At 29.3% G+C, this 13,974-nt stretch carries 14 protein-coding genes; 8 read left to right on the top strand and 6 right to left on the bottom strand.

What is annotated here, in order from left to right:
• The 3 genes from LJD34_RS05085 (at nt 1) to LJD34_RS05075 (ending at nt 2,625) form a co-directional block, all read left to right on the top strand.
• Nucleotides 1-1,182, top strand: coding sequence for an iron-containing alcohol dehydrogenase (locus LJD34_RS05085; protein WP_227359329.1), 1,182 nt, complete (start codon nt 1-3; stop codon nt 1,180-1,182).
• A 105-nt stretch (nt 1,183-1,287) separates the two neighbouring features.
• The gene (locus LJD34_RS05080; RefSeq protein ID WP_032091219.1) at nt 1,288-1,548 is read left to right on the top strand and encodes a hypothetical protein; all 261 of its coding nucleotides are present in this window, start codon (nt 1,288-1,290) and stop codon (nt 1,546-1,548) included.
• A 51-nt stretch (nt 1,549-1,599) separates the two neighbouring features.
• Nucleotides 1,600-2,625: a MerR family transcriptional regulator gene (locus tag LJD34_RS05075; protein ID WP_227359328.1), complete on the top strand. Its 1,026-nt coding sequence runs from the start codon at nt 1,600-1,602 to the stop codon at nt 2,623-2,625.
• On the opposite strand, the gene LJD34_RS05070 is transcribed toward LJD34_RS05075, so the two are convergent.
• From LJD34_RS05070 to LJD34_RS05060, 3 genes are read right to left on the bottom strand one after another with little or no spacing between them, the layout of a single operon-like run.
• Nucleotides 2,622-3,125 carry an alpha/beta fold hydrolase gene (locus LJD34_RS05070; RefSeq protein WP_227359359.1) on the bottom strand — a complete coding sequence of 168 codons (504 nt, stop codon included), beginning with the start codon at nt 3,123-3,125 and terminating at the stop codon, nt 2,622-2,624. The genes LJD34_RS05075 and LJD34_RS05070 overlap by 4 nt on opposite strands.
• A gap of 50 nt (nt 3,126-3,175) precedes the next feature.
• On the bottom strand, nt 3,176-3,319 hold the full coding sequence (locus LJD34_RS05065; protein ID WP_227359327.1) for a hypothetical protein: 144 nt from the start codon (nt 3,317-3,319) through the stop codon (nt 3,176-3,178).
• Nucleotides 3,313-3,756: a MerR family transcriptional regulator gene (locus LJD34_RS05060; RefSeq protein ID WP_227359326.1), complete on the bottom strand. Its 444-nt coding sequence runs from the start codon at nt 3,754-3,756 to the stop codon at nt 3,313-3,315. The genes LJD34_RS05065 and LJD34_RS05060 overlap by 7 nt, the downstream gene beginning before the upstream one ends.
• 111 nt (nt 3,757-3,867) lie before the next feature.
• Here LJD34_RS05060 and LJD34_RS05055 point away from each other — a divergent pair, with 111 nt between their 5' ends.
• Together LJD34_RS05055 and LJD34_RS05050 are read left to right on the top strand one after the other, a co-directional pair.
• Nucleotides 3,868-4,962, top strand: coding sequence for an MBL fold metallo-hydrolase (locus LJD34_RS05055; RefSeq protein ID WP_227359325.1), 1,095 nt, complete (start codon nt 3,868-3,870; stop codon nt 4,960-4,962).
• An 86-nt stretch (nt 4,963-5,048) separates the two neighbouring features.
• Nucleotides 5,049-6,515 (top strand): glycoside hydrolase family 1 protein, encoded by a 1,467-nt coding sequence (locus LJD34_RS05050; RefSeq protein WP_318532712.1) that lies wholly within the window; start codon nt 5,049-5,051, stop codon nt 6,513-6,515.
• Nucleotides 6,516-6,554: 39 nt separating this feature from the next.
• Here the strand turns inward: LJD34_RS05050 and LJD34_RS05045 are convergent, their stop codons facing one another.
• Both LJD34_RS05045 and LJD34_RS05040 read right to left on the bottom strand, forming a co-directional pair.
• Nucleotides 6,555-7,913, bottom strand: coding sequence for an MATE family efflux transporter (locus tag LJD34_RS05045; RefSeq protein WP_227359323.1), 1,359 nt, complete (start codon nt 7,911-7,913; stop codon nt 6,555-6,557).
• A 9-nt stretch (nt 7,914-7,922) separates the two neighbouring features.
• Nucleotides 7,923-8,492 (bottom strand): histidine phosphatase family protein, encoded by a 570-nt coding sequence (locus tag LJD34_RS05040; RefSeq protein WP_175301893.1) that lies wholly within the window; start codon nt 8,490-8,492, stop codon nt 7,923-7,925.
• Between the two features lie 239 nt (nt 8,493-8,731).
• Between LJD34_RS05040 and LJD34_RS05035 the strand changes: the two genes are divergently transcribed.
• From LJD34_RS05035 to LJD34_RS05025, 3 genes are all read left to right on the top strand, one after another.
• On the top strand, nt 8,732-10,273 hold the full coding sequence (locus LJD34_RS05035) for a prolyl oligopeptidase family serine peptidase (protein ID WP_227359322.1): 1,542 nt from the start codon (nt 8,732-8,734) through the stop codon (nt 10,271-10,273).
• Nucleotides 10,274-10,503: 230 nt separating this feature from the next.
• Nucleotides 10,504-11,262, top strand: a complete 759-nt coding sequence (locus LJD34_RS05030) for a hypothetical protein (RefSeq protein WP_175301892.1) — start codon at nt 10,504-10,506, stop codon at nt 11,260-11,262.
• Between the two features lie 22 nt (nt 11,263-11,284).
• Nucleotides 11,285-11,989: a hypothetical protein gene (locus tag LJD34_RS05025; protein ID WP_143712318.1), complete on the top strand. Its 705-nt coding sequence runs from the start codon at nt 11,285-11,287 to the stop codon at nt 11,987-11,989.
• A gap of 29 nt (nt 11,990-12,018) precedes the next feature.
• Here LJD34_RS05025 and LJD34_RS05020 read toward each other — a convergent pair whose 3' ends face one another.
• Nucleotides 12,019-13,656 carry an aryl-sulfate sulfotransferase gene (locus LJD34_RS05020; protein ID WP_227359321.1) on the bottom strand — a complete coding sequence of 546 codons (1,638 nt, stop codon included), beginning with the start codon at nt 13,654-13,656 and terminating at the stop codon, nt 12,019-12,021.
• Nucleotides 13,657-13,974 lie beyond the last annotated feature (318 nt).

The following is a 13,974-nucleotide window of genomic DNA, read 5'->3' as shown; positions in this document are numbered from 1 at the left end:
ATGAATGATTTTCAATTTCATAACACAACAAAAGTGTATTTTGGCAAAGATCAATTAGGTCATTTACATGAAGAAGTTTTAAAATATGGAAAGAGCGTCCTTGTTGTTTATGGTGGCGGTTCAATTAAAAAAAATGGACTTTATGATAAAGTCATGAAAGAATTAAAAGATAATAATATAGAAGTTTATGAACTTGCTGGTGTAGAACCAAATCCAAGACATACAACTGTCAATAAAGGTGCAAAAATTTGTAAAGAAAACAATATTACAGCTGTTTTAGGGATTGGGGGAGGATCTACTATTGATGCTTCTAAAGCCATCGCTGCTTTAACTCTTGCCGATACAGATAATATTTGGGATTTAGTAGAAAAGAAAGTAGCTTGGCATGATGCTTTACCTGTACTTGCTATGCCTACAATTGCTTCAACAGGAAGTGAAATGGATAAATCATGTGTCATTGCTAATGTAGAAAAAGGTGTTAAAAGTGGAATCAATGGAGATATCTTAAGACCAAGAGCATCTTTCTTAGATCCTACAAATACATTTAGTGTTTCACCTAAGCAAACAGCTTGTGGTGGATTTGATATCATGGCTCACTTATTCGATATGAACTATTTTGTAAATAGCGATAAATATCCATTACAATTCAATGTAGTAGAAACATTATTAAGAACAGTTCGCCAACAATTACCAATTGCGGTGGAAGAACCAGAAAACTATTCAGCAAGAGCAACAATGTTATGGGCTGCTTCATGGGCTTTAAATAGTTTCTGTACATCAGGATATAAAACACAAGCTCAACTTCATGCGCTTGAACAATTCTCATCAACTTATGATATGACTCATGGTTTAGTTCTTGCAATCATTACTCCTAAATGGATGACTTATTTATTAAACAAAGATGAAACTGTTGCAGGAGACTTTGCTCGTTTTGGTTTAAATGTGATGGGTATTCAAGATCAAGGTAATGACATGGCTAATGCAAAAGCAGGAATTGAAGCTTTACAAAACTTCATCAAAGATGAACTTCATTTACCTACAACACTTAGTGAAATGAATATTACAGATGAAAAATTTGATGAATTAAAAGTTAAAGCGTGTTATGGCCAAGATTCTTTACCAAGAGCTTATCGATCATTAAGCCAAGAAGATTGTTTAAATATTTATAAAATGTGTTTATAAAAGATAAGACCTCAGATTTCTGAGGCCTTTTTTATTAAGAAACACATTGTGTTTCTTTTTTTACATAAGAGCGAATATGCTATAATAAATAAAAGAGGTGATACTATGAATAATGTTGTACACTTTAATATGATTCTCGAAATCAATCAATTACTTAAACAAAATAATATAGAATATTCGATTCATGGTGTTGGTGGATGTACATGTTGTGGTTTAGAACTTAGACAAGAAGGGAAAAGTTATCCTACAGATAAGATTTTAGAAGTTATTAATGGCTATTTAAAAAATCATTGGATTTATGTTCAAGAAAATAAATATCAACCAGGATTTCTTACAATTCATTCAAAATTTGATAAAAAGCCTTGACTATAAAGCCACTCTATAGTGTTAGATAAAGTTAAGGAAGGGGTGTTATTTATGAAAACACACGAATTAGAAAAGGAATTAGGGATTTCAAAGCATACAATCTTCTATTATGAAAAAGAAGGGATCGTTACACCACAAAGAGATGAAAATGGTTATCGTAGTTATAGCCAAGATGATTTACAAAAACTCATCATGGTAAAGTTCTTACGTAATTTAAATATTTCGATTGATGATGTAAAAGCAATCTTAAACAATGAACTTGATTTTAAAGAATGTTTAGAAATCAATCAGATTCATTTAGAAAAACAAATTAAAAGCTTAGAAGAAATTCAAGAAAATATAGAAATGTATGTAAGAAAAGATCTACCAATGTTACCAGCTTTACAACAAATCCAAAGAGAAGTGAAGAATTATAAATTAGGTTATCAAAAAACAACAGATATTGTATCTCTTGGAAGAAGACTTACAAAGAAACTTGCATTAAGAAAATTCTTATATAAATTTATTCCTACATTTTTAATTGTTTTATTCTTTAGTGCTGTAAATGAGCAAGATATTTTAACAAGAGTACTTTCAGTATTAGTGATTTCATTTGTATTTACAAATGGTTTGATTGCAGCTGATTTCCAGTTTTCACAATTATGGTTAAGATTACCACTTGATCAAACAAGAAATCAATCAGTAGAGTTTTTAAATGATCGTATTCGTTATTATCAATTTAAAGGTTATATAGATAATGTAAAATATTTTTATTCTGTTTTATTTGGAAAAGAAGCTAAGTTTATGAATGAATATAAATATGAAGATATTCAAAGTGTAGAACTTCTTTTAAAACATCGTTATGAAAGTTATGGAACACCGATTGCGAGAGATTGGTATGTTCTTGATTATCGTTTTGAATTTAAAGATGGAAATCACTTCTACTTCTATTGGCCTTTTACAATTGATGATGATGCACGTTTTATTGGAATGATTTTAGATGAAAAGGTAGAAAATGTGATTGATAAAGATCATGTCATTGAAGCTTTAAAAAATGGTATTCATTTAAATGACTATATGAAAAAGACTGAAGATTAATTCAGTCTTTTTTTAATAAATTGATCTATTGCTTTAATTGTTTGATTTTGTTGGCTTTTACGAGAAATAGTCGCTTTGGCATCTCCTTTTTGATGCCCGTAGTTTCCAAAGTTAGCATGGTTACCACCTTGAATAACAACAATATTCTTTTTATAGTCTATTTTCTTTTTTACGCTGGTATTTAAAGAGCCATAGATGGTAAGTGTATCTTGAGCGGAAACATCGCCATAAATATACGAACCTAAAAGAATCAAACCATCAACTTTATCTTTATTTTTAGAAACATAAGAAGAAGCCATGGCACCACCCATAGAATGTCCACAAAGATACCAATGTTTTATATTTGAATATTTATCAATAATTTTATTAGCAGCATTTTTATTAAAAATAGCCATCTTAAAAGGCATATTAACTAAATAACAGTTATAACCTTTCTTTTCTAGTTGTTCAAGTAAAGGAAGATAAGCTGTATTTTCTACTTTAGCTCCAGGATAGAAAATAATACCTACATCACTTGTCTTTTGAGGAGTTAAAGTAATAAGATTAGAATTTACTTGTTTTCTTGATGGTTTAAGATTTCTAAAGCATCACCTTGTGCGTGATAATAATCATTGACGTAAAAACCAAAACCACCAACACAAAGAATGAGAATAATTGATAAGGTAATTAGTATTTTCTTTTTCACTTCTAACAATCCTCATGACTATGTTTATAGTATTGTTGGATTTGTGGTGGAAATTGATTAAATGAAAGAGCTTGAACGTAAGCTTCATCATTTTTTTCAATAGCTTGATCATAATACCTACATTTATAGTTGAGCATAGAAAGGACTTTTTGAAGTTTTTCCATTTCTTGTAAAACTTCTTCCTTTTGTTTTTCAAAGATTTCTTTTCTTTGTTTTAACGTGGTATTTCCTAAAGAACATAAAGCCATATATTCTTTTATATCTTTAATTTCTAAGCCGGATTTTTTTAAACAATCAATAACACGTAATGTTTCAATTTCACTTTCACTAAACTGTCTTACACCATTCACTCTTTTTAAATGAGGAAATAATCCTTCTTTATCATAATAACGAAGAGTTGAAATAGGTAATTGAAACATTTTTGAGATTTCACCAATAGAATACATATGATTTCCTCCTTGATGCTTGACCTAAAGTTAAGTTTAGATGTTATGATAAATGTAACATGGAATGAATGAATATTCAAATCTATGATAGAAGGAAGTGAATAAATAGAAATGATAAAAAAGATATTAAAAATTATAGGTATTGTGATAGTAAGTATCGCTATTGTGGCTGTGTTATTTATTGAATTTTGGCCAAGCTTAGGTGGAAGTGTAACAGATGAAGATCAAAAAGAATATAAAGCGAGAAATTCATTATATAAAAAAGGAATATTTCATGGAAATCCTGAAATTCAATTAATGACAGGACAAAAGAGTGAATATAAAAATGAAGAAAAAGTTCCTAAGGGTGAAATACCTGTTTATAAGTTGAAGAAAATAGAAAAAGCGAAGAAAGATGAACTTAAGTGGATTTGGTTTGGACATTCAAGTTCATTGCTTCAAATAGAAGGAAAGAATGTCTTACTGGATCCTGTTTTTTCAAACTATAGTTCGCCAGTTCCTTTTATTGGACCAAAGCGTTTTTCTAAGTTACCGATAGATATAGAAAATATGCCAAGTATTGATGTTCTTGCCATCTCACATGATCACTATGATCATTTAGATTATCAAACAATTAAACAAATAGAAAAAAAAGTTAAAGAGTATTGTGTTCCTTTAGGCGTCGAAAAACATCTTCTTCGTTGGGGAGTCAATGAAAAGAAAATTCACGTTATGAATTGGTGGGATGAAGTAAAAATAGACGGACTAACGATTACTTCAACACCAGGTAGACATTTTACCGGACGTGTTCCTTGGAAAAACAATACAACATTGTGGAGTGGTTATGTTTTTAAAAATGATAAATATACAACTTATTTTACAGGAGATACCGGTTATGGAAATCATTTCAAAGAAGTTTATGAAAAGTTTGGTGCCATTGATTTCTTAATGATTGAAGATGGACAATATGACAAGTCTTGGTCTAACATTCATATGTTACCAAAAGATGATATTCAAGCAATGAAAGACCTACATGCTAAATGGACAGTTCCTGTTCATTGGGGTGCTTTTTGTATTTGTAATCATGCCTGGGATGATCCGATTAAACAAATTACCACAAGATCACAAAAGGAAAACTTAAATGTGGCGACACCAAAGATTGGGGAAATTGTCGATTATCGTCATATAGAAACTTATCAAGAACATTGGTGGGAAAATGTTGAATAGTTTTTTCATATTATGAAAGAAATTTTAATAATTTTCCTTTATAATGTTTATAGAAAAAATCAAATGGAAACAAGGAGGTAATGAAAATGGGATTTCCTAAAGGATTTTTATGGGGTGGAGCAGTAGCTGCCAACCAATGCGAAGGAGCTTATTTAGAAGATGGTAAAGGTTTATCAGTACCAGATATGTTATTAGGTGGGGATGTTAATACACCAAGAACATTTTTACCAAAAACAGATCCAGAAGCTTTTTATCCTAGTCATGAAGCAGTAGATTTCTATCATCATTATAAAGAAGATATTGCTTTATTTGCTGAAATGGGATGGAAAGTATTCAGATTATCAATTAACTGGGGACGTATTTTCCCAAATGGGGATGATGAAGAACCAAATGAAGCAGGTTTAGCTTTTTATGACAAAGTATTTGATGAATGTCATAAACATGGTATGGAACCATTAGTTACTTTATGTCACTATGAAATTCCTTGGAACATTGTCACAAAATATAATGGATTCTCAGATCATAGAGTTATTGATATGTTCGTTAAATACGCTACAACTTGTATGAAACGTTATAAAGACAAAGTTAAATATTGGTTAACATTCAACGAAATAAATATTGCATGTATGGGTGAAGGTGGAATTGGTAACCTTTATGGACTTGGATTAATGGATCCAGAAGATGTTAATGCAGATCGTAGAATTCCATTAAATGAATTAAAATCAAATGAACAAATTATGTTTGAAGCATTACACAATGAATTTGTAGCAAGTGCAAGAACAGTTATTGAAGGTCATAAGATCAATCCAGATTTCATGATTGGTAACATGATTGCACATACAACATTATATCCACTAACACCAAATCCAAAAGATATCTTAGCTGCATTTGATGAAGATAACTTTAAAAATAATTTCTGTGGAGATGTACAAGTACGTGGAGAATATCCATCATTTATCTTCAGATATTTTAAAGAACATAATATTGATACTTCTTATATTACAGAAGAAGATAAAAAAATCATTAAAGAAGGTACAGTTGACTTCTATACATTCTCATATTACATGTCAAACTGTGTAACAGTAGATGAAAATGCAGAAACAACAGCAGGTAATATGTCAAAAGGTGCTAAAAACCCATACTTAAAAGCATCTGATTGGGGATGGCAAATCGATCCAGATGGATTAAGATATACATTAAACTTATTACATGATCGTTATCCACATACTCCATTAATGATTGTTGAAAATGGTTTTGGAGCATTTGATACAGTAGAAGAAGATGGATCAATTCATGATGATTATCGTATTGATTACTTCAAAGGACATATTCATGCAATGAAAGAATCTATTGAAGATGGTGTACCATTAATTGGATATACAACATGGGGACCAATTGATTTAGTATCAGCTGGAACAGGACAATATGCTAAACGTTATGGATTCATTTATGTAGATAGACATGATGATGGAACTGGAGATTTCTCTAGAAGCAAAAAAGATTCATTCTATTGGTATAAAAAAGTTTGTGAATCTAATGGTGAAGAAATTTAATATAATAAAAGGACGATGCTTTGGCACCGTCCAATTTTTTTAATTATTTTTAATATAAGGATTATGATAGAAAGAATAAACAAGTTGAACTGTCATTACACACCAGATAACTGGTTCACAGAAGATAACAGCCATATATTGAAAACGTGGAATTAAGAAGATAACAAAGATAATCTTTCCAAAGAATTCAATCACACTTGAAATTAAAGGAAGAAGTTTTTGACCAATTCCTTGAAGTGCATAACGTGTTTGCATCAATATTCCAAGCACGGCATAGAAAGGACCAACAATTGTAAGATAAAGTGTTCCATTATGTAAAACAACTTCTTTACTTGAGCCTGATATTAATTTCACTAAAGAAGAACCAAATAATAAGATAATACAAGTTACAATCATAGCACCAACAATGTCATAGATATAAGCATAACGAAGTGCTTGTTTAATTCTATCTTTTTGATTAGCCCCTTTATTTTGAGAAACAAAAGTTGAAATAGCAAGAGCCATTGCTGTAAAAGGCATATTAAAGAACATATAAAGCTTTCTTGCAGCTGTATGTCCAGCAATAATTAAATAACCTAAATTATTAATACCATATTGTAAGATGACAGAACCAGCAGAAACAATACAATTCATAAATCCCATTGAGAACCCTTGTCCTAATAATTCTTTATAAAGATCTTTATCAACTTCAAAATGTTCTTTTTTAGGCAGTAACAAAGGTGTCTTTTTAAACATATAAATGATACACAAAATAACGGAAGTTCCTTGAGAAATAACAGTTGCGACTGCAGCACCTTGAACTCCCATATTTAATTGAGTAATAAATACTAAATCTAAAATAATATTTAAAACAGATGAAACAACCAAGAAAACGAGAGGCATAACACTATTACCAATGGCTCTCATTAATCCAGCACATAAGTTATAAGCAAACATAACAATAATAAATAAAACAATAAAGAAAATATAACTATAAGCTTCATCAATAATGTTTGCAGGCGTATTTAATAAATGAAGAAGTGGTTGTAAGAAAATTAAACCAATAAGTGTTAGTCCAATTGAAACAACAATACCAATGACTAAAGAACTAGCAACTGATTTCTTCAATAATTTTTCATCTTTAGAGCCAAAACTTCTTGCAGTAACAATAGCAAGACCATTTCCAATACCTAAGGCAAAACCTACAAGCAAGTCATAAATAGAGGTACATGATCCAATGGCTGCTAAAGAAGCGTCTCCTAAAAAGTTTCCAACAATCATGGTATCAACGGTGTTATAAAGTTGTTGGAAGATATTTGATATAAATAGTGGTAATGCAAAAATGATCAATGATTTAAAGATAGGTCCATGAATCAAATCAACATTTGCATTAAATGATTTACGTTTTATCGAATCCATATTCTTCTCCTATTCTGTAATATTTCGATTAAAAATTTCTACAAGTGTAAAGATTCCATCCTCATATTCATATTTTTGAATACAACAATTATAAAATCTTTCGGTTTTCTTTACTTTTGCATGTTCTTCCCATGCACGATAGAACTGAGCACATGCTGCTCCATGAGAAACTGCTAAAACTACTTGATGATCATCCTTGCTCATGATTTCGGTTAATGTTTTATTCATACGTTCTCTAAGCTCAAGTTCACCTTCACCACCGAATTGTTTAAAGAAATCCCCATAAGGTAGTTTAGGATTTAAACATTCATCTTTTCCTTCAAAAGCACCAAAATTCCATTCTTTTAAACCTTTTAATCTTGTATAAGGCATATCTGTAATGATTTCTAAAGTATCCGATGCTCTTTCAGAAGTAGAAGCATAAGCGTGATCAAGAGTAATATTTGTAAAGTATTCTTTTGCCATTTGTGCTTGTTTAATTCCTAAAGGTGTAAGAGGTGCATCACACCAACCTTGTATTTTATGTTGTAGATTGAACAAAGTCTGTCCATGTCTCATTAAATAGAGTGTTTTTTTCATGATAAATCTCCCCCCCCCAAGTTTACTTTAATCAATAATATTATAAAAGTACAATACCTAAATAGCAATCTACTATAATTAAAAATAATAGTAAAAATAGGATTTAAAAAGTACCATAAAAAAATACCAAATACAAAATATTAATATGTAGTAAAAAAATAAGAAACAATAGATATAATATTGTAATCGCTTACAATAAGCGGAGGTGATAGTATGAAAGTGCGAAAGGGAGGAAAAGAATGATGAAAATAATGAAAAAAGCATTTGCGATGTTTGTTGCTGTATTTACATTACTAGCAACATTATGTATGGTTCCAGTTTCAGCTGCTGGAACAGTTGTTGCTCAACTTTATGGACGTATCGAAGATAATGGGCAAGCAATTTATAAAATGGTATTAGATTATGGAAATGTTAAAGTATCAGGAGTAGATAAAGATACATATACTGTACATGCAAAAACAAGTACAGAAGGGAAAAGACCAGCTGATGAAACAGCATATGGAGATAAAGATCAAGATAGAACTATTGTTCGTGTAGAAGAAAAGGGAACAAAAGTTGAAATTTATTTTGATGAAAATGATGGAGCTGCTGGAACATTATCATATTTAGCTACTGGTGCTAGAAATATTCCTGTAGATATTGAATACACAGTTACTCAAAATACTCCAGTTAAAGTAAGTGCAATGGATGGAACAGATTTAGGAGAAGACACTTTTGTTTATTCATGTACTAACACAGTTGAAGATGAAGAAACTGCTAAATTTACATCTGTAAAAGTAGACAATGGTATTAATTACCAATACTATGATGCAGGTGATGCAGATTCATTAATCGTTTGGTTCCATGGGAATGGTGAAGGAGATTATAAAGGTTCTCAAAATAACGTTGCTCAATTATTAGCTAACAGAGGAACAGTTGCATGGGCTACAGATGAAGCTCAAGAAATTTTTGGTAAAGCACATGTTATGTCTTTCCAAGCACCAGATACATGGTACTATGCACAAAAAGATGGTTTATTAGAAAAAGCATACAATGAAATTCAAGAAGTTATTTCTAAAAAAGGAATCGATCCTAAAAAAGTATATGTTTCAGGATGTTCTGCAGGTGGATATATGACAACACGTATGTTAATCAAATATCCAAACTTATTTAAAGCTGCAATGATCAACTGTCCAGCTTTAGATGTTGCTACTAAACGTGGTGGAGAAACACCAACTGATGAAGAATTAGCATCATTAAAAAATTCTCCAACAGCTATTTGGTTAGTTCAAGGTGCAACAGATGGAACAGTTAATACAGAAGATTGTTCAAAACGTTTATTCAAAGCATTAACTGATGGACAAGAACTTGTAGAATCAAGACATGAACAAGCATTAGATTCTGATTTCACTACAACTGAAACAAAAGATGGTAAATATAAAATTTCTTTATATGATACAACTGAAGCAGGTAAATTACAATTTGGTGAAGATTTTGATCAAGATGATGTAAAAACTCTTGTAGAATTCAGTAATCACTGGTCATGGATTTATACATTAAATAATAATCCAGAATCTGCTGATGGAACAAGTATTTGGAAATGGGCTGCAAATTACAATGTAACTGATACATCTACAAAAACAGATGATAAAACAGATAATACACAAAAACCATCACAACCAACAACTGATAAAACTACTAACAGTGTTAAAACAGGTGATAACACAGTGATGAGTTCATATGCTATTATGATGTTACTTGCAGCAGGTGCTTATACTGCTATTAAAAAAACAGCTGAATAATATTAAAATAAAAAAAGCATAAAGAAGTTCAGTTTTCTAAAAAATTGAACTTTTTCTTTATATTTTTTAATAACCCAATTAATCGCAAGTTTCTTTTTTATAAAAAAGTGAGTATAATTTTATATAAAATATTTCTAATGTTACATTCGATGTAATACGTGACAAATAAGTTGTTTGGATTGTTTTTTATGATATATTAAATATGTATGATTATATAAGGAGATCTATCTATGAGCAAAACAAATTTAAAAATAGAATATATTTTAAAAGCATCTAATAATATAGAATTTGATAATATTGATACATATATATCTAGAAAAATATTTGAACACTATAATAAAATACCAACCTATACATTAGAAAACATTTTAACAATTTTAAATATATCAAAACTTAAATTTAAAACATATCTTAATCAACTGGGATATAAAAATTATACAGCGTTTAAAGATGAGGTTATTTTTGAAAGAATAGTAAGACTAAAACAAATCAGAGATAGATATGAAAGTTTTGAAAAAAATAAAATTATTCAAATTATGAGTCAATTAAGACATCATCTAATTAATATGGATGAAATAGATAAAATTTGTAAACAAATAAATGAACATGAAAGATTTATAGCTTATGGGTCACCAACACTTTTAAATTTATTGTTTGATTTTCAAGTAGATATGAAAATATTTGATAAAACGGTTTTGTTAAGTTCAGTAAATAATGGAAAAATTTTAGTACCAAAAAATAATGATCTTATTGGTCTCTTTACAGCAACAGGAAGATTATTAGGCTGTTGTGATGCAAAATTTCAAGAAGTTGTTTTAGATACAAAGAATACAAAGATACTTTTTAGTAAATCTCAAATAAATAGTGAATATATTGATTTCAGCTTTTCTATGGATACGGATAATGATTATTATGAAATGCATTATGTTTTTTTATTTCTATTTGATTTAATTAAAACGAGATACTATGAATTATATATAAAGGAATGAAAATATGATTATAGGAAAAATAATGATGATACAAAATAGTAGTTCAAAAGAGAGTGTGGAATATTTAATTAGTAAAAAAATAATGGAATTAAAAGGTAATATTAAGGATTATACATTAAATAGATTCATAGAAGAAGTGGGTGTGTCTAAGACTTCGATGGTCAGATATTTAAAAAATATTAATATTAATAAGTTTTCTTATTTTAAAAATGTTATGTACGAAGAATATATGCATGCGGAAGTAGATATGAAAAAGATGAAAAAGGTTATTAAAAATAATTTTCCTCACATACAAACACAAATTTTTAAAAAAATCATGGTATGTAAAAGAATTGTTATATTAGGCGATGGAAATAGGTTTGCATTGTTACTATGTCAAAAAGCGTTGACATATTTAGGATATCCTTGTGAGATACCGGTTTATCTTGGAAGTGAAGAAGAAATTATTGATCAGTTTCACTTGAAAGAAGATGATTTGGTTATTATTGTAAGTTTACATGAAACATATGATGATTTTTGTACAAATAGATCTGTTTTTTATCAAAATGCTAACTATTTAGATGTGAAAATAAAACCTAAAATTGGGTTTATAGGAGTTGCTCCTAAAGATAATCATCTTTATTTTAACTACAATATAAATCAAGAAAGCTTTGATAAAAGTATGAATGAGTTACAAGTATTCTTTTTAAATCTTGTACAATATATTCTTTATAAAAATGGAATATAAAAGGCGTAGCACAAACTACACCTTTTTAATTATTGAAACCAATAATCTAGATAATCATATTTAAAGACGCGATAAACAAATTTACCACCAGTTGTTTTAAACGTTCTTAATAAAGTTCCATCCTGACTGTATTCACTCCAAGATATTGCGATACCACTATCGATAATTACATTTCCATCTAATTCTTGAACACTACTTACATATCCTGAATAAGCAACAGGAATACTACTTACAAGTTCAACAGTACGATTATTTTCATCTACTAAATATTTATAGTAATAAGATGTTCCTTTTTTTAAGTTATAGTAAGTATTTGAATAATTTGAATCACTTTTCCAATCATAATCAGGACGTGTTGTACTTACCGCAAGGTTATTATTATAAAGATAGAGATAATATTGACCTTGAGGTAGGGAGTTATCATCTACATAAGTGACACAATGTTGACCAGATTGCATTGAAAAATCGCTTGTTTTATTTAAGAGTAAGGAATCATATCCACTTTCTTGCCAAAAGTTATCAGAACCAATCATGTAATCAATTGTTGGATTTGAGTAGATATTATCTAATTTAATAATTGTGGATGTTTCTCTTGAACTAATAATTAAACTTGTTTTATCAACAAGAGCCAGTGAATTGATATGCATCCAATCAAGATCTTCTGCACCATCAGGTAATGAAGTTGTTGAATAATAATCAGGTAATAAATCAATAAGATCTACAAGTTCTGTTATGTTACCAGAATCTTTTTCAATCATAATAATTTTATCTTCGCTTGTTTTTGCTTCTTTTTCACTTGCAAGAACAAGAATATTATTGTTGCTATCAAAGATGTAATCATGATGTAATTTATAATTACCTGTTTCATAAATTTTAGAAACATAACCAGTTTGTTCCATACCAACTATTTTTGTACTAGAAATACTAAAGTACATGGTGTTGTTTTCAAAAAGAATACGGTGACTTCTATAAGAAACGATAGGAATTTCACTACGAATGATGCCGTAATTATCATAAAGTCTCATATAAGCTTGTTCTTCACTATCTTCAGTAACATCGTTTCCAAGAACAGTATAAAGACCGTTAGATAAGGATGATGTATTTGAATCATCGCATTCTACTGTAAGATATTGATCACCGCCTTGTAATGAAGGGGCATTATATGACCATGATAAGGTATCAACAACTTTACCTTGTTTATTTGTTAGAGTAACTGTAATCGTATTTGTTTGATTAGGAATTGCTCCAATTAAGAGATATTCATGTTCTGTTGTATAACCGCTTAATGTATTAGTATTCAAAGTTTGTGAAAAATCAGCGTAATTATTACAACGAATTGTGTAACTTGCTTGTAATTCTTCTGTGGTTTTAAAATACATATAAACAGCTGTTGTATTTGTTCCATATGGATTCCTTATTAATAAAGGATGTTGAAAAGTATAATTATTTAATTTCTTTTGTTTATTAATTTGATTATGTATAAGAGTTTGATATTTTTCACTATAAATAGTAGAAAGGGATGTACTTTTATTTTTTAATTTTAAGTAATTTATTGAATTATTATCATTACTTGAAGCTTCTATTTCTGTAGAGTTAGAAAACATGAGATAGAGTGGAGTTATAGAAATAGATAATATTAGTAAAATTAATTTTTTTAATTTATGCATAATCTTTACCTCCGCATCCATTATGTATGTGAATTATGTAAAAAATGTTGCATTTATTTAAATAATTATAAAAAAGTAATGATTATAGAAGAAAAAATGGCTTATATAAATAATAATTTAAAAAAAATAAAAAAAGGACAAGAAAAAGCTTTACAAAAGGGAGAGAGGATGGTAATATAAATGGGCACTCGACGAGAGAGACGAGTGAGAGGACATTGAAAACTGAACAGGAAAGAATAAAACACAACGTCAATTAAGTTTAAAAAAAAGAGCTAAACAGACCAAAGTTGTCTGAAGAGATAGAAGGACAATGGAGAG

This window comes from Faecalibacillus sp. MSK20_93 (genome assembly GCF_020589945.1).
Taxonomy (GTDB): Bacteria; Bacillota_I; Bacilli_A; order Erysipelotrichales; family Coprobacillaceae; genus Faecalibacillus; species Faecalibacillus intestinalis.
The sequence above is the reverse complement of the archived record's forward strand: the minus strand, read 5'-3'. Positions and strand labels throughout refer to the sequence as shown.